At 57.7% G+C, this 17,738-nt stretch carries 11 protein-coding genes; 8 read left to right on the plus strand and 3 right to left on the minus strand.

Annotation, left to right across the window (positions count from 1 at the left end; genetic code table 11):
- Positions 1 to 99 precede the first annotated feature (99 nt).
- From VSP_RS12030 to VSP_RS12045, 4 genes are all read left to right on the plus strand, one after another.
- Positions 100 to 903: a hypothetical protein gene (locus tag VSP_RS12030; protein ID WP_157210850.1), complete on the plus strand. Its 804-nt coding sequence runs from the start codon at positions 100 to 102 to the stop codon at positions 901 to 903.
- Entirely contained in the window at positions 900 to 5,621 is a 4,722-nt protein-coding gene (locus VSP_RS12035) for an Ig-like domain-containing protein (RefSeq protein ID WP_009960869.1), read from the plus strand. Before VSP_RS12030 ends, VSP_RS12035 begins: the two co-directional genes overlap by 4 nt.
- Positions 5,622 to 5,630: 9 nt before the next feature.
- Entirely contained in the window at positions 5,631 to 6,428 is a 798-nt protein-coding gene (locus tag VSP_RS12040; protein WP_009960870.1) for a hypothetical protein, read from the plus strand.
- Positions 6,429 to 6,671: 243 nt separating this feature from the next.
- Positions 6,672 to 7,046 carry a hypothetical protein gene (locus VSP_RS12045; RefSeq protein WP_009960872.1) on the plus strand — a complete coding sequence of 125 codons (375 nt, stop codon included), beginning with the start codon at positions 6,672 to 6,674 and terminating at the stop codon, positions 7,044 to 7,046.
- Positions 7,047 to 7,109: 63 nt separating this feature from the next.
- Here VSP_RS12045 and VSP_RS12050 read toward each other — a convergent pair whose 3' ends face one another.
- Complete coding sequence (locus VSP_RS12050) at positions 7,110 to 8,363, minus strand: IS4 family transposase (protein WP_009960874.1); 1,254 nt, start codon at positions 8,361 to 8,363, stop codon at positions 7,110 to 7,112.
- A gap of 832 nt (positions 8,364 to 9,195) precedes the next feature.
- Here VSP_RS12050 and VSP_RS12055 point away from each other — a divergent pair.
- The 3 genes from VSP_RS12055 to VSP_RS12065 all read left to right on the plus strand — a co-directional run bounded on the left by VSP_RS12055 (position 9,196) and on the right by VSP_RS12065 (position 14,649).
- Positions 9,196 to 10,008, plus strand: coding sequence for a lactate/malate family dehydrogenase (locus VSP_RS12055; protein WP_009960875.1), 813 nt, complete (start codon positions 9,196 to 9,198; stop codon positions 10,006 to 10,008).
- A 422-nt stretch (positions 10,009 to 10,430) separates the two neighbouring features.
- Positions 10,431 to 13,112 (plus strand): PSD1 and planctomycete cytochrome C domain-containing protein, encoded by a 2,682-nt coding sequence (locus tag VSP_RS12060; protein WP_009960876.1) that lies wholly within the window; start codon positions 10,431 to 10,433, stop codon positions 13,110 to 13,112.
- A 157-nt stretch (positions 13,113 to 13,269) separates the two neighbouring features.
- Complete coding sequence (locus tag VSP_RS12065; RefSeq protein ID WP_009960877.1) at positions 13,270 to 14,649, plus strand: DUF1501 domain-containing protein; 1,380 nt, start codon at positions 13,270 to 13,272, stop codon at positions 14,647 to 14,649.
- A 200-nt stretch (positions 14,650 to 14,849) separates the two neighbouring features.
- Here the strand turns inward: VSP_RS12065 and VSP_RS12070 are convergent, their stop codons facing one another.
- Entirely contained in the window at positions 14,850 to 15,809 is a 960-nt protein-coding gene (locus VSP_RS12070) for a helix-turn-helix domain-containing protein (protein WP_029190377.1), read from the minus strand.
- Positions 15,810 to 15,879: 70 nt separating this feature from the next.
- Here VSP_RS12070 and VSP_RS12075 point away from each other — a divergent pair, with 70 nt between their 5' ends.
- Entirely contained in the window at positions 15,880 to 17,097 is a 1,218-nt protein-coding gene (locus VSP_RS12075; protein WP_009960879.1) for an MFS transporter, read from the plus strand.
- 45 nt (positions 17,098 to 17,142) lie between these two features.
- Here the strand turns inward: VSP_RS12075 and VSP_RS12080 are convergent, their stop codons facing one another.
- Positions 17,143 to 17,634: a cytochrome c oxidase assembly factor Coa1 family protein gene (locus VSP_RS12080; protein WP_009960880.1), complete on the minus strand. Its 492-nt coding sequence runs from the start codon at positions 17,632 to 17,634 to the stop codon at positions 17,143 to 17,145.
- Between the last annotated feature and the right edge of the window lie 104 nt (positions 17,635 to 17,738).

Genomic DNA, 17,738 nt, shown 5'->3' on the forward strand with positions numbered 1-17,738 from the left:
CGCGCTGACAAAACCTTCCGGTGCCCAGACCGTTCTAAATTCACTTGTCAGTTGGCGCAAATTAACCCTACTGTGGAGTATCCCCCCCCAGGAACTCCCGTGAACTCTGATCCGTCCGTTCCCCCCAGGCGCTTCCTGTTGTTGGCTGGCTCGGTTGCTGCCGCAGGGCTGGCGATTTTTGCCGCTGAGCCCGAGACTGCACAGCCCCCTCCGCCGCAGGTTTTGCAAGAGGCCATTGTCTACGACAACAGTCGTCTGATTATCATGCAGAGGCTTGATCGCGCCCCCGCGCCTTCGGTCGCGCCGGTGCCACAGCAGGTAGTGGCTGTTGAGGATGCTTCCCAGTTCGAAGACGAGGCTGCCCTCAAGCCTCATCACCTGCTGTTCCTGTCCTGCACCGTGTATGACCATCAGGTTTCTCTGGTCCGATGGTCGGTGGAGGGGAGGCCTTATCAGGCTTACGTGAATGCGGATTTCAACGATGTGGCTGGTGGCATTGGGTCCTTTGAAGACGCGGAGGGTTGCTGCTCCTTGTTCATGGCGGTGGGCAACGAAACGGCAGAAAGCCTCAGCCTCCACAATGCAGATCTTCAGGCGGCGGGTTATCCGTTGATCGAGTTGCCTGCACCTGCCTCGTTCCCGGCCGGATATTCGAGTTACATGTTGTCTGGATCGGCGGATCCGGCCCATGTCGAGGCGGATTGCAAAGGCCTCGAAGCGTTGCTGGCGCATTTTGACGCCAACAAAGCGGCGCTCCAGCAGGCCCGTCAGCAGCGTGAGACCGAACGTCTGCAGCGGGAGCAGTATTTGCGGGACCATCCCCCGCAACCGCAGAACACTGTGATCCAGTTCTGGCCGGTCAAGAGCCAGCGTTATCCCGTGGCACAGGAGGTGCAGCCATGAAGAGGCTGCTAGCGTTCCTGGTAGCGTTGCTATGCGCCCCGGTCCTTTCTGCTCCCACGGCCAGCGACCTCAATGAAGGGTTGCAGCTCACCCAGGAAAGCCCCGGGGTGTACAACCTCTCATGGTGGGGCCGGAGCGGTTGGACTTACTTCATCCAGCAGTCTGAAGATCTGGTGAACTGGCAGTATGTGCCGGTGGTTGAGGCAGGTGGCGGTGAGGTTATCAGTTGGGGGTTCAGCAGCACGGCGGAGCGGCAGTTTTTCCGGCTGCGACTTTCTGACGCTCCGGCAGGAGGAGATCCTGGGGCGGCAGATTTCGATGGCGACGGCATGGGCAATGCTCAGGAACTCGCCGCAGGCGGGGATCCTCTCAACTACTACCGCCAGGGAAGCGCCACCGTGGTCCCAGTGCTGGAGGTCGTTTCCGGGGACAATCAGTATGCACCGGCATCGCAATTCACCGGAAGTCCTCTGGTCGTCAAGGTCAAGGATCTTGCTACCGGTGTGGGTCTTGTAAATGCACCAGTGAACTTTTCGGTCGCCCAAGGCGGAAAGTTGGCGCTGAGCAATCAGGGCACGCCTGAACTGAAGGACGCGACGCAACTGCGCAGTGATGCCGGGGGATTGGTGCAAGTGTACTACAAGCAACCTGCGTTTCCAGAGACAGAGAGCAGCATTACCGTTACTGCGGGCGCGGCAGCTTCTTTGGATTTGCATGTCTACCCCACGGTCATCTCTGCTACCCCCAACCCGCTAATCGCTGAGGTGGCGTTAGACTCAGTCTCGCCCCGCACAGTGACGCTTACCAACCGCGGAACGCAGTCATTGGATTTCAACGTTGCAACCATCAACACCAACGCCTTCGACGGTGCCAACTATCATTGGAAAGATTCGGACATGGCGAATGGACCGGTCTATGTTTGGAATGACATAAGCAGCAGCGGCTCTCTCCTTGCGTCTGTTTCAGAGGCAGATGATGCATTTGAGGAAGCTGCATTGAGCTTTTCCTTCCCGTTTTACGGCCAAACTTTTACCCGCATATTTGTGGGCTCGAACGGCTACGTCACTCTGGGTGAGGGTTCTGATGAATACGCAAACGCGTCCCTGCCCAGTGAAGGGATGCCGGGAGGGCTTATCGCGGCATTATTTGACGATCTCTCTCCGCGAGCTGGTGGCGATATCTTCTTCCAGGACTTCGGGGATCATGCCGTGGTGCAGTTTCAGAACGTTTCATTCTACGGAGGAGGAGGTGCAGCGACGTTTCAGATCGTTCTCTGGTCTAACGGCGACATTTTCTTCTACTACAAACAGCTCTCGGGAACCCTCTCCAGTAGCACTGTCGGTTTGCAGAACCCTGCGATGGATATCGGAACCTTGGTTGCATTCAATGAGGTCTATTTGAAAGATGAGCTGGCCGTCAGGATCAACTCGATCACGCCCTGGCTGAGCGTCTCGCCTGCCAGCGGCGCAATCGCCGCTGGGCAATCCGTAGAGCTCACCGCGACATTTCAGGCACCCCAGTATCTTGCGGGGTCTCCCTGGGAGGGCACAATACTCGTGGACCACGATCTCCCAGGCGCGGAACCACTTGAACTTCCTGTAAAGCTGATCGTCAACCCGCTCCCGGAGGTGGCATTCACAGCCCCGAGATATCGTAAAAACATCACAGAAGGGCAACCCGTTACCCTGGTAGCGCAGGCATCGGACAACAGTGGCCAAATTGACCAGGTGGAATTCTTTGCCGGAACTGCATCACTCCAGACCTTCCACCAGGCCCCCTATGAATGGACCTGGTCAACTCCGCCCTTGGGAAATCATGCTATGACGGTGAAAGCCACCGATGGGTTGGGAGCCGTGGGGATTTCGCCACAAGTGCTGCTCTCCGTTCAAGTCGATAGCGATGGAGATGGCCTTGGTGATGATTGGGAACTCCAATATTATGGAAGCCTTGATGAAGGCCCCACCGAGAACAATGATGATGATGGAGCATCCGCCTTGGAAGAATTTGAGCATGGATCTGACCCAGGGCTGAAGGATACAGATGGAGATGGAATTCCCGATGGCTACGAAATCACCCACGGTCTCGATGTGCGAAGGAATGACGCTGATGGTGACATTGATGGCGACCTCTTCAGCAACATCGAGGAATTTCTGGCTGGCACCCTTGACTCAAATCCCAGTTCGACCCCTTTCAAAGTGCTCTACAGTCGCCCTGTGGATGGGGAAACCAATGTGACTCTGGACAAGGTACTCGTTTTAGGGTTTGATCGTTCCCTCCCCATGTCGCTTGGAGCTTCAATCGTTTCTGTTGAGCTCGTTCACCTGGGAAGCGGCCAGCCAGTTAGGATGACCCGGCAGTGGATGAGCGACCACCGCACCTTCGCTATACTGCCTTCAAGCGATCTCGAGGCCGGTCAGGTCTACGAAATCAAAGTGCAGAGCGATTCTTCCTCGGGGTTCTTCTGCGTTCCTTACCGGATCGTTTTTGAAACGGAACCGGTCTCCAGCCCTGCAAGCAAGCCCTATGTGATGAGCACGAACCCGGGCGCGGGTAGTGTCCATGTATCACCCAGCATCGTGATTTCCACTTGGTGGAGCGAACCGCTGGATGAATCTACGGTCAACACCACGGCGTTTGCCCTGGCGGGCCCCGACAGCAACCCGGTGCCATTCAGCGTTGCTTATGACCCCTACTGGTATTGCGTGAAACTCACGCCACTCACTACCTTGCAGGAAAACACGACCTACACCGCGAGCGTGTTGACCGGGGGCGTTGCCAATTTGCGAGGCCAAACTGCGGCTGTCACCCACCGTTGGTCTTTTACGACCAAGTCTCCGCCACTGGCGGTGCCGGACACAGGGCCTCACGTCATCTCCACCACACCGGGGCACCATTTTGTCAATGTCAGTAGAGATGCGGCCATCCGCGTAGCCTGGAGCGAACCTCTCGACCAATCCACATTGATTGCTGACAACATTCAGCTGATCAATCAGTGGACCGGCGATGTCGTGCCGTTGAACATTACTTATGCTGCTACAGGAAACCTGGTCACGTTGCAGCCCCTGTCGCCGTTGGGTTGGGCAAGCGGCTACCGCCTGGTTTTCGGGGAAGGCGTCAAGAGTGCGAGCGGGGAGGCTTTCGAGCAGGGGGGGGCGTGGGAGCTGGTCTTCCGGACACGTCCCTCAACATATGGTGTTCAAAATTCCGGAGCGACCACCGGCAATGGCAGTCCGGGACCTGGAGGACCTGGTGGCGCAAACAGCGGTTCAGGGGGCGGCACTGGGTCCGGCTCGGGCGGAACAGATGAATCGGGGGGCAATGATCCTGGGGAGGGTGGTGCCGCCGATGGCGGGAAAATATTCGAACTTCCCGTCGGCTGGGGAGATCCCAGCGGGAGCGCTTCGGAAATCTGGGCCCTGTCGGTCGTAGGCCAGGGTCCTGATGACTACTCAACCAGCACGCTGAATAGCAGCGATTTCGGTCAGGTATCCCAGCAGACATTTGCCGTCACCCGCAACAATAAGTATGAGATCACGCTAAAGCATACGAGAACCCGACCGGAGTACATGGAGCAGAACCAATCTTCCGACTACGATTGGCAAGCTCAACTTGAGGGCAACCCACCTACACCCGTTAAGGGACCTGGCGACAATGCCGGACAATCCGGGCAGTATGTGGTTGCGGCGGAACACTGGCTGGTTGACAACACCAATGGATTGCTTGGCACTGTGGATGATAGTTTTGACTCGCAGGATCATTCTACGGGCAAGAAGGCGACGATGGTACCCGTCATAAAGCGGGATGAAGAAGGTGGGACTGTGGAGTGGAAACTGATTGCCGGTGCACTTGCCAAGGTGTTGCCCGGGCAGCGCATGAACCTTAAAGTTGATGTCTCCGATCTGCCTAATGCACCGTCAGTCAACAACTTTCATTGGGCAGTCACTGGTGGTAAGTTTAAAGACTACACTGCCGACGGAAGTCAGGGAGTTAGAACTATGCTCCAGCAAAGTGAGTACGAGCAGCAGGACATACACTATTACTGGTCGCAAACTGGTGTGCAAAAGGTCCAACTGATCTGTGACCTAAATGGTCAGCAACATGTCTTCAAGACACCGATAACCGTGGTAGATCCCGGGTCCACATTGTCTGCGCCCATTGGCACCACGCAGATCACTGGTGGGGGCTACACGATAGTATTGCAAGGCATTAGCTCCGGAATTGCTTTCAACGGAAAGGTCAAGTCCATCGCTACCGAGTTCGGAACTGAAGGTGAATGGACTTATGTCCAAACTTTGAATGAAAAAAGGACGGACACTGCAAGGAATGGAACCGCATTTACTCTTTTGAAGAATAAATTTTGGGGCGAAACAGTTTTGGACACCACTTTCCCTTACCCCAACTCTATCTACGCTACAGGTGAGTCCCGTTCGAGTCATGACACCCCTTCGACGGTGTTTGGCTTGAATCACCAATTAACCACCGTAGAAGATTTGCATGATTTCAAAGTCTATATCATATTCAAACCACCTGGTGAGAATTCAAAATGGGTCCCGCTGAGGAAGGTCGATTGGAGTTGGAACTGGAAAGTGACGGACAAGATCGATGGGGGCGGATGGAAGTTTGACTACAAGAATGAAGCCTCCAGTGAATCGACTCCGACGCACACGCATCCAGAGTGGACGAAGAACTGGAAAGATGACGTCATGATCGTTCAATAGTTTCCCTCTATGTACCGCATCCCAATAATCAAGATCGTAGTGTGCCTTGTTTTTTTGGCGGCATCTTTAATGGCGACAGCTGGTGAGTTTGCCGAGGCGAGGGGCGCAATTGACGATATTGAAATCACCGTAAAATACCGGCCGTCTTATCCGTCATCCAAGAGTGTGGTTCTCGACTACGTGATAGCCAATAACTCGACTGCCGTGATCAAGAGATTTCAGGCAAACGAGACGCTTGATCTTATCGTCAATTTGCTTGATCCTTCCGGGAACCCGATCATTGCCTACAAGGATGAGCCAGGCGTCATCGAACCCGAGGTTTATAAGAGGCTTTACGTTCAGGACATGCTTCCCGGAACGCAATCAACCGGCACCATTGACCTGGCCACCCACTATCCACTGAAAAGCACCGGAATCTATAAATGCACCCTGACAAGGGTCCTTTATAAACAGAATGCGACTATCAAATGGGAGGGAGGGACATCTCCCCCGGGCGATCGTTTCGAGATTCCCACACCCCAATTTTCTTTCGATCTAGAATCCATCGATCCCGATTTTCGATCTCCGTTCTCTTCATTGCTAAAAATGAAAGATGGAGTGATTACGAAGGATGGGGTGCCAGTGAAGGGAGTGAATGTGAATCCGACACCGCCCCCAACCAATCCCCATTCGCCACCCGGATTGAATGAAGCAGAAGAAAGATTGCGGGCGGCAGACACTCCCGCAAGGCCGCCTTACTGGATCATTTTTCTTCTGGTGGCAGGGATAGCCGGCGCTGTGTGGGTGCTGACCAAGAAACGGAACTGACGCTCTCTAGGTGGACCAATGCGAGCCTCACTTGTCCTTGTGATAGGGTTGCCAATTTCTCTGCGCACCAGCGATCCCACGAGGTTCGTTATGCCTGGCTGATCATCCGAAGGCGATCGACTGGTCTAAAGCAGATTATTGTCTTCAATGGGCAGGTGAATTCGGCGGCTACAGACTTCGGCGAAGAGGGAGATTGTACGTCCGAGCGATGTAACTACGAAAGACGCTGTCGTGGAGCCAGGAATGAAAACGCTTCTTCTTTTTACATTAATCATCAACGCTGCTCTGTATTCTCAGGAGCCGGCCACACTGGGGCGAGGTTCGAGTAAAGAATCCACAGAACTGGTGTTGCTGAGCAACTACCTGTCCAAACGTATTGGGGCCGGTAAGGGGGCAACCGCTGCGAATGACCTCAACTGGAACGAGATTTGGAATGTGGATGGGTTCGCTGACATTTGGTCAAAGACCTTTCTGTTGAAGCCATGGGAGCGTTACCGCTTCCTGAAGCAAGGCTACCCGGTGCCACTTGGTTATAGGGACAGAGAGGTGGATGGTATGATTTTTCTCATCAAAACACAGTCATCCCATAGCCCTGCAAAAGCAGCGCCAGAGGCTTGAGTTGGTGATGTTTTGAAGTGCCTTTTGCGAAAGTGATTTCTCAAACGGGGCGGTCCTGCTCCGTTATGCGACGCCTGCTGTCCCATAGACGGGGGGCTCCAGCCCAGGCAGATACACGCTTTGCGGGCTGGCTCGCATCTTCCATGGACCGCCTGCTGTCCCATAGAACGCCAGCAATCTGAGCAGATCCACCCGGCTCCAAGTCACCCCTCGGATCATCGTGAAGAGGCGGGTGAAGCTGTGCGGCCAGCCCGATACTTGTGCCAGGAACCGCAGCAGCACATAGAGCAACAGGGCCGCCCAGAGCTGCCAGCGGATCGCGTTTTTGCTATGTCCCAAAAAATCACAGATGCAGAGCGTTTGCTTGATCTGCTTGAAGAACACTTCAATGCCCCAGCGGCTCTGGTAGAGTTCTCCTACCGTGCTGGCGGCCCATTCTGTCTGGTTGGTGATAAAGGCCATGCGCACTTCCTTGCCGTCAAGCTCCACGAGCATCTCCACCCGGCGCAGCGGGCCGGGATGTTGCGAAAGGCTCCTGGCTCCTTTGAGCACAATGAGGTCATCGCGCAGCACCTTGCCTTGCGGCCGTGCCTGGAGCTTGCGCGTCACCCGGTAGCTCATGTTGTCCTTGGCACGGGTGACCCAGAAGATGCCCCGCCCAGTCAACTCCCAGAGGTGGGCAAAGTTGATGTAAGCCTTGTCAAACAAGGCAATTTCCCCGTCTTTGAGGCTGGCACAAAGCGCGCGGGAGCGCGAGTCATCATGATGAGAGGCTTCTTCGATGATGGCAAAGGCTGGCAGGAAGGTTTGCAGGTGAGACGCAAATGGAGCTTGGCCGCCGCCTTGCGCTGCCGGTGCTTGGCCCCAACTCATACAGTTGGCCACCAGGGCGATGGTGCTGGAGTCGATGGCGTAGATGGCCCGTCTAAACCGCCGGGGCAGTCCTTCATAGCGCAGGCCAAACCCGGGGTGCCGATGCTGGAGATGATCCAACATCTTCCAAAAGAGGGTCTCCATCAGGTCGCTGTCCCGATTCTTATTGGCATGGGACAGGGTGTTGCGGGCTGGCGGTGTCGCTCCGCGGATGGCAGCGAGGGCCCCGGCATGATGCCTCAAGCTGTCGCACACATCGTTGAGACTGATGGAGTGTGTCAGTTGCGCGTAGAGCAGGCTGACCACGTGACTCCAGGAACTGAAGGTGCGCGGCTGGCTGCCGTGGTGGTGTTGAGCGCAGAGGTTCGCGACCAAGTGCCCGGGAATGAGCTTGCAAAGCTGCCCCAGAACGCTTCCAATGACTTTGGCTGGTTTGAATTTCATCTCAGGCCTACCCTGTGTGGGGTAGGCCGCCAGTCACCTTTTTGTTTCGCTGTGGGACGGCTGTGTCATCAAAACTGTGCCCTCTGACCTTCAGGCACGGGGGGACTCTACTACCAAAGAGGGACTGTGGTGGGATTTTCTGTGGCTGAACACAGCCGGAGAAGTAAAGTTTGGCCAGTTCCCGGAAGCCGCACTTCCCTCCCAAAATGGCATAATCGCATTGGGTGTTAAGGAACCCAACATCACACCTGAACGTATCGCCGAGTACGAACGAAAGCTCTCCGAGTTGGGAGGAGTCACGTTCCACAGCCGCGACAACTCTCCCGATTATAGCAAGACGAATTCAGGTTTAATGGAAACCCCGCGTCCTTCTTCTTCCATAGGTTCAGAGTCTGGGGTCAAGAAAGTTGCTACGGCGGAACCTCAGGCTGACAAAGTTAGGTTTCTCCCTGTCTGGGGCGCTGTCGTACTGGTGGCAACAGGCCTACTGTGGTTATTGCTAAAGAGATTTAGGCGGTGAAGGATGAACGATAGAGAAGATTGCCTGCCACCCCCAAACTCAATAAGCAAGGCTACGACAACGCAGCATAGCGCCGCACGAGGAAAGACCAAGCGCGAGGGAAAGGCTTTTCCCGCAAAGAGGTCGAGCACGACACGCAATCGCAGCAGATGAGGCGTGTTCATTGGTGTTTCTGGTGGTCCTGTTCAAAACCGAACGAGATTCTTTCTTCAAATGCAGATGATTGCAAAGTCTCTGGGGTGCCGCCCCGACCTACGATACAAATTCAGCATTGCAGCGAGTAGGCAGGTTTCAAATGTGGGCCTCGATTCGATGATCGAGCTGATGATGGATGGGGCGGACGGCCAGATCGGCTACTCCCTCCTCTTCCGCATTGCCTCCTGTTCCATGTTCGGCCCGGATCAACCGGTGGCTCTGCGCTTGATTGAAATCGAACCCGCTCTTCCGACCCTCGGTGGCGTGGTGATGGAACTCGATGACTGCGCTTTCCCGCTGGTGCACAGCATCACCCCCACTTCCGATCTCAACGAGGGCTTCAGAGGCGTGAACTGGGCTCTGCTCGTCGGTTCCGTGCCGCGCAAGGTAGGGATGGAACGCAAGGACCTGCTCAACATCAACGGGAAGATCTTCGTGGGCCAGGGCCAGGCGATCGCCAAGAACGCCGCTTCCGATGTGCGTGTTCTCGTGGTGGGCAACCACTCCGCCACTCAGTATCCTGACTTCACCAACGCCAAGATCAAAGGCCAGGCGGTGACTGAAGTGATCAGCGATCAGGCCTGGCTCGAAGGAGAATTCATCACCACGGTGCAACAGCGTGGTGCGGCCATCATCAAGGCCCGTGGCTCCTCCTCCGCGGCCTCTGCCGCCAACGCAGTGGTTGACACCGTGAAATCCCTCGTGACGCCGACCCCGGCGGGCGACTGGACCAGCGTGGCCGTCTGCTCCGATGGCAGCTATGGGGTGGAGAAAGATATCATCACCTCCTTCCCGATCCGCACGGACGGCTCCAAGTGGGAGATTGTGCAGGGCGTGTCCGTTAGCGAGTTCAGCCAGGGCAAGATCGACGCCACCGTCAACGAGCTCAAAGAAGAGCGCGACGCGGTGAAGGAACTGGGTCTCATCTAAGGGAAGCCCGGAAGACTTTATCCATTGTTGAAGCGGAACCCGCGAGGCGGGTTCCGCTTTTTTGTGCCCGGAATTGGAAGTGCCCCAGAGAGCAAGGCCGGGCCATTTTGACGAAAAAGACAGTTTTCAGACCAATTCTCCCTAATTCCCATTGACTGAGTGTGGTATTGAGTTAGAACTAGCATGTGCAGGGCTGACCCAACCAATGGGATGCACCTCCGATGCCATGTAGAGCACTGACCGGTCGTCCGGAGTTACTCGCAGGCATTTGCCGCCACACCACCAATAACGACGGGATGACTGTTTCCCGGGCCAGGCATGTGGAGTCGAAGCAAGCGCTTCGGCCATAGATGGCCCCATCTCTCGTTTTCCCTGGCTGGTGAGGCTTCCTCGCGTCGCATTGCCATTCCCCAGTTACTTCCATGGAGCCTTCATTCCATCCCTCTCCCCTAAAAGACTTTGTTGGAGCACAGGCCGCCGTGCTGCGTCGCACGGCAGGTGTTGTGTCCATTGTTGCCGGGCTTGCTGCCCCTTCACTACTGGCCAGTCCAGCGGTGGATGCTGGTCAGGACCAGTCGCTTGAGTTCTTCGAGAAGAAGGTCCGCCCAATCCTCGTCAACCATTGCTACACCTGCCACTCTGCGGAGACCAAGCCCGCAGGGGGATTGCGGGTGGATGACCGCAATGGCTTGATCATGGGCGGTGACGAAGGGCCGGCTGTGGTTCCAGGAAACCCGGACAAGAGCCTGCTCCTGGCCCGTGTGCAGCGGAACCACGCCAAGGTGATGCCGAAGGAGGGTGAACTGCTGACCGACACCCAGATTGCCGATCTCTCCCAGTGGATCAAGGACGGCGCAACGTGGCCGCGGGAGCGCATTCCGGCCTCCATCGGTCGCACCAGCGCAGAGTACGACAAGCTCAAAGCGGAACACTGGGCCTGGCAGCCCTTGAAGGCACCCGTGGTGCCCGCAGTGAAAGACACGGGGTGGGCACGCGACACCATTGACCAGTTCATCCTGGCCAAGTTGGAGGAAAATCAACTCTCCCCGGTGGGCGATGCGGACAAAGTCACCTTGATCCGCCGCGTCACTTATGATCTCACCGGCCTGCCGCCCAAGCCGGAGGAAGTGTATGCCTTCTTGAAGGACACATCGGATAATGCCTTCGCGAAGGTGGTGGATCGTTTGCTACAGTCCCAGCAATTCGCTGAGCAATGGGGACGTCACTGGCTCGATGTGGCCCGCTATGGTGAATCCACCGGCCCGTCCCGCAACATCCCTTATCCTCACGCGTGGAAGTATCGCGATTACGTGCTGGATGCTGTGAATCGGGACATTCCTTATGATCAGTTCATCCGGGAGCAGATAGCAGGAGATCTCCTTCCTGCCGAGTCGTCTGCAGAGCGTGACCGGCTGCTGACGGCCACTGGTTTCCTCGCCCTCGGTGTGAAGGATGTGAACCAGCGTTTCAAGGTGCGCTTTACCATGGACAACGTGGACGAGCAGATCGATGCGGTGACCCGTTCGATCCTCGGGCTTACGGTGAGCTGCGCGCGTTGTCACGATCACAAGTTCGATCCCATCCCTGTTACGGACTACTACGCCCTCGCAGGCATCTTCACCAGCACTGACCATTGCGCCGGGGTACGCAACAAGATGGGTGGGGGAGGACTGGACTACTACGACCCGGCCATGCTGGTGAAGCTCGCCTCCGATGCTCCTCCGGTGCCGGAAGGGGATGTGGAGAAGCTCAAAGCTCAAGTGGCGGAAGCCAAGGAAGCCTGGGACAAGATCCGTGGCACGCCAGAAGGCCTTGCTCGCGGGGCCAATGGTCAGCCCAAGCAGCGTGCTTTCCGTGTCAAGTTTGACCGCCTCCAGGGCGACCTGCTGGCTCTGACCGATCCTGCGGCTCGCGGCCATGCCGTTCACGGTGTGCGCGACGCTACGACCGTGGCGGATACCGAGGTGCGCATTCGCGGTGAGGCGGAACGTTTGGGACCAACGGTGCCCCGTGGTTTCCTCAGCGCCTTCCAGGTGCCGGGAACGGAGCCGGTCAATCCCCAGCAGAGCGGTCGTCTGGAACTGGCCAAGTGGCTCACCAGCGCGAACAATCCGCTCACCGGACGTGTCATCGTGAACCGTGTCTGGCAGAGCCTTTTCGGCACCGGCATTGTGAACACGGTGGACAACTTTGGCATCAATGGCGGTCAGCCCTCTCATCCGGAGTTGCTTGACTACCTGACCCAGGAGTTCGTTCGTGAAGGCTGGTCGCTCAAGAAGCTCGTCCGTCGGGTGGTGCTTACTCGCTCCTATCAGCTGGGTGTGGAGGCTCCCGATGCCAATCGGGAAGTTGACCCCGCGAACCGGCTGGTCTGGCGTCACTCTCCACGTCGTCTTACGGCGGAAGAGATTCGGGACACGCTGCTTGTCACCTCGGGTCAGCTCCTGCCCAAGCCTGAGGCTTCTGCGGCCAAAGAACTGCGCATGGTGGAGATGCGGGACAACGGCGCAGAGGCGGCCTCTATTCATCGTGCCGCTGACAAGAGCCTCTCCCGCAGCGTCTATCTGCCGCTGCTCCGCGGCGTGACTCCTGGGAACCTGCAGGCCTTTGACCCCGTCGAGCAGACGTTGGTGACCGGCCAGCGCGATGCCACCACGGTGCCCACTCAGGCGTTGTATCTGCTGAACTCACCCTTTGTGAGGAAGGAAGCACTCGCCCTGGCCAGCAAGGCGGCCGGTGATACGGCAAGGACCGCTGGTGATTGGGTTCGCCAGATCTACCTCCTGACTCTGGGGCGCTCACCCAGCGATGTCGAGGCAGCCCGTGCCGAGCAGTTCCTGGCGGACTATGAGTCCACCTACCAGGCAGAACTTGGCAACGCTCCAGTGCTCGCCCAGGCGGAGGGCCGGGAAAGCTCTGACACCAGCACCACGGACGAAACGGCTGCCAAGCCGCCGGTTGTACCCGAGAACCCTGACAATGTGGACCGCTCCGACCAGGTGGTGGTGGATGAAGCGGTGGTGGCCCCTGACGCAAAAACCGCCGCATGGCTCAACCTGGTGCAGGCCCTCTACGCCTCTGCTGAGTTCCGTTTCGTGAGGTGATGGGGGAGAGGGGTGAGGGTTAGAAGTTATGGGTTATGAGCTGCGAGGCAATTCCCGGGAGCGGTCCCACTTCTAACATCTAACCCTTAACGCCTAACCTTTCTCCTCATCTGAAGTGCCTCCATCCATTTAACAAGCTTCCCCAATCCCAGTTACCATGTTTCGTTCTCCTCAATCTCCCCAGCTTTCCCGCCGTACGGTGCTTCGCTCCAGCGGTGCGGGGTTTGGCTATCTTGCCCTTGCCGGCCTGCTTGGCCAGGATGCGTTGAAGTCCCAGGCATCTGCCGCGGTGGAGCAGCCGCTGCTCCCGAAGGCCCCGGTGCTGCCGACCAAAGCCAAGCGCATCATCTTCATCTTCATGGAAGGAGCGATGTCCCAGCATGACACCTTCGACTACAAGCCAGAGCTCATTCGCAGCAATGGCAAGTCGGGTCCAGGAGGCGGCACGGTCACGGCCTCCAAGTTCCGCTTCAAACAATATGGCGAGACCGGCACCTACTTCTCGGAGTTGCTGCCTAACATTGCCAAGCATGCGGACAAGATGTGCTGGTTGCGCGGCTTGCACACAGACACGCCGGCCCACCCACAGGCAGTGGTGCAGCTTCACACCGGCAGCGCCAACGCCGCACTCACCCGGCCCAGCATGGGATCGTGGCTGCTCTACGGTCTGGGCACTGACAATCAGGATCTGCCCGGCTATGTGACCATCAACCCGCCACCGAACTTTGGCGGTGCTGTCAACTACGGCAGTGCGTTCCTGCCGGCTCACTATCAGGGGACGCGTATCACCGATCAAGGATATCTCCCGAATCTCAAAGCGGCCTCCGCTGCGAAGTTGCAGCGCAAGCAGCTCGATCTGATTCAGGGCATGAACCGTGACTTTGCCCGTCAGGCCGGATCCCCAGATCCGGTGGACGGCATCATCGCCTCCTACGAGCTGGGCTTCCGCATGCAGGACAAGGTGCCTGAACTGCTGGATATCTCCAAGGAGCCAGAGCACATCCGTGATGCCTACGGGGTGAAGGACGGTGCGGCAGGTTCCTTTGCCCGCCAGTGCCTCATGGCCCTGCGCCTGAGTGAGGCCGGTGTGCGGTTCGTGGAAATCTGCCAGGGTGGGTGGGATCACCACAACAACCTGCACAAGGGCCTGCTGGATCGCACGGCTTCTATTGACCAGCCGACGGCAGCGCTGCTGTCTGACCTGGAAGCCCGGGGCATGCTCAATGACACCTTGGTGCTCTTTGGTTCTGAATTTGGACGTCTTCCTACGGCGCAGGGCCAGGATGGTCGTGACCACAACATCACCGGCTACTCCATGTTCCTGGCCGGCGCGGGTGTGAAGAAGGGCTTTACTTACGGTGCCACGGATGAGCTGGGCATCAAGGCTGTGGAAGGTCGCATGCATACCAACGATCTGCACGCCACCCTGCTCGCCCTGATGGGACTGGATCATGAGCGTCTGACTTACCGCTATGCCGGACGCGACTTCCGTCTCACGGATGTGGCCGGGGAGGTGGTGAAGGATATCTTTGCTTAGAGGTAGGGACTGTTAAACCACAGAGGTATAGAAAACACAGAGGAATGACTTTTTGGACAGAATTAACAAAATTTACAGAATTAGGGTTTCAAATGCGAACATGGGTGCGCTCATACGGAGAGCCAGAAGATGAACCCTAATTCCGTAAATTCTGTTAATTCTGTCTAAACCTCAGGTGGAGTCTCAGTGTTCTCTGTGGTTTATTTCATCGTTGCTTCTCTTCCTCTCCTCATATGCCTTCGGAGGGACTGCGGACTCTGGCCGTAGAGTTTGACAAAGGCTTGGCGCATTCGCTCCGCCTGGCCGAATCCGACGCTGGCGGCGATCTGTTCCAGGGATTCATCACTGTCTTCGATCCGCGGGCGCGCGGCCTCGGCGCGAAGCCGTTCTACCGCCCGGGCGGGAGTTTGGCCGGTCTCAGCGAGAAACACCCGCCCAAACTGGCGGGTGCTCAGGCCCACCGCCGCGGCCATGGCCGCCATGGGGAAGTTTTCAGCCAGATGCTCCCGGGCGTAGTGCAGGGCGTCGCGGATGCGGTGGGATTCTGGTTCCAGGTCCAGCATGGCCGAGAACTGTGACTGCCCGCCCAGACGGCGGTGGGACATGACCAGTTCGCGGGCCACGGTTTTGGAAACGACGGTGCCCAGATCCTCCTCAATCAAAGCGAGTGCGAGGTCAATGCCGGCCGTGATCCCGGCGGAGCTCCAGACTTGGCCGTCTTTGATGTAGATGCGGTCGTCATCCAGCATCACCTCCGGGTGTTCCGTGCGGAACCTGCCCGCGTGCCGCCAGTGCGTGGTGGCCTTGCGACCGGAAAGCAGTCCCATGCGAGCCATTAGAAAGGCTCCGGTGCACACGCTGGCCACGCGGCGGGCTCTTTCTGCCGTACGCAGCAGCTTTTGAAATGAGCCCGGAGTGGTGCAACTCTGATGGACCCCCCGGCCTCCTACCACAATGAGTGTGTCTGGAGGAGAGCGATCCGGAGGGGAAGATGCGACCACCAGACCTGCGGAGCTCGGCATCAATCCGCCCGTCTCAGAGACCACCTGGGTGCTGTAGCTGCCGGGGCAGGCACGCTCCGCCAGATCAAACGCTGAGAGCGGTCCGCTCAGGTCGAGTAACTGAAATTGCGGATAGATGAAAAAAGTCACCTTGCGGATCATGGCGTGAAACGTGGGAATAATGTCGTTTGGGACAAGAGTCTTCTGGGCCAATCATGGAAAGTCAACCATGAACCCCAGTACCCACAGCCATCGCAACGCCCGGATTCTCGCGGTCTGCCAGGCGCTCTACATTTGCGCCATCTCCATCGACCTCACGCTCACGGGCCTGACGGGGTACGAGCTGGCTCCAGACAAATCTCTGGCCACGCTGCCGTTTGCCATGATCACGGTATCCGGGGCCGGGGTGTCGTATTTCGCCGCCTTTCTCCTGCAATGGCTGGGCAGGCGGTTGGGATTCACTTTGGGGGCACTCATCGGCGCCGTGGGAGGTGGGATATCCGTGTGGGCGGTGATGGAAGGGCGCTTCTGGCTCTTCTGCGCAGGCACGGCTGGCGTGGGCGTGTATCAGGCCTTTGCTCTGTACTATCGACTGGCGGCAGCGGATGCGGTCGAGCCTGAAGCCAAGAGCCGTGCCATCTCCACAGTGTTGGCTGGTGGGGTGCTCGCCGCCATCATCGGACCTGCGTTGGCTGCATGGAGCAAGGATCTGATTCCTTCAGCCTTGTTTGCCGGGGCGTACCTCATGGTAGCTCTGTTAGGGGTGATTGCGGCAGGGTTGCTTTGGACATTCTATTGTGACGGGGATCCGATAACGGCGGGTGGCGTTGCATCCATGGACGATGCGGGTCCTCGTCCCCTGGGGGTCATCGTTCGGCAGCCTGTTTTTGCGGCTTCCATGGCCAACAACGTGATCGGCTCGGTCACCATGTTGTTTGTGATGACCGCTGCACCGCTCGCCGCCGTATCGTGCCACCACAGCATCGATGACGGTGCAAACATCATTCAGTGGCACTTGGTGGGCATGTATGCCCCGTCTCTTGTCACCGGGTGGTTGATCCGTCGAGTTGGGCTGCTCAGTCTGCTGGTGGCCGGGGGAGTCTTGAATGTGGTGTGCGTCGTGGCGGCGGTGTCTTCGACGAGTTTGCCAGCGTTTTATGTCGCGCTCTTCGCCCTCGGGGTAGGGTGGAACTTCATGTTCGTGGGCGGCAGTACGCTTCAGGCCCAGTCTTATCGCCCCTCCGAGAGGGCCAAGACGCAGGGGGTGTCCGAGTTCCTCCGCTATGCCACCACGGCGGGGGCGACTCTGGCGGCTGGGCCGGTGCTTCAGCACTATGGCTGGAGTACCGTCAATCTCGCCATCCTGCCGCTGTTGCTTGTCGCAACAGTGCTGACTCTGTGGTGGGGACGCGCTGAGCGTCTCAAAAAAGAACCCCTGCCAGCGTGATCACTGGCAGGGGCAGATTCGAGAAATCAGATGGATGACCGGAGGTTAGTTCTGCGGTGCAGGAGCCGGTGCCGCCGCAGGATCTGCCGGCTGGCCTTCGGTCAGCAGGTCGATGTCAGGACCGCTCGGCGCGACCTTGGCGGTCAAAACGCTGAACTGCCATTCGCCGCCTGCAGGCTTGGTCGCAGAGGCGGTGACCACGGCCGCACGGCTGTTCGTGCCTTCCAAAGTGAGGATAATATTGGCTTCACCCGCACCATTGTTGACGCTGGCCGAGCCCATGGGCGAGAAGAAGTTCTCCTTCATCGGGGAGCCGATGGCCGCCTGGAGAGCGGGGGAGTTCTGCGCCTTGGACAGCGCGATCTTGTACGCATCCGTCTGCTTGATGGCACCCAGGACGATAAAAACGAAGCCCACGACCCCGGCGATGCCGAGGGCGATCAGGCCGAGGCAACCGCCACAGCCAAAGAGGACCCATTTCTTGCCGCTGCTCTTGGGAGCAGGGTTCTGCTGATATGCGGGAGGTGTCGAGGTCATATGAAGGTATAGATTAACTGTTTTGTGTATCGAGCAACTGACAAAATTGGGATGTATAGAGTTCCGCTAATGTGACATAGGATTTACCTGCCCTTGACGTCGGA

The organism is Verrucomicrobium spinosum DSM 4136 = JCM 18804 (genome assembly GCF_000172155.1).
Taxonomy (GTDB): Bacteria; Verrucomicrobiota; Verrucomicrobiia; order Verrucomicrobiales; family Verrucomicrobiaceae; genus Verrucomicrobium; species Verrucomicrobium spinosum.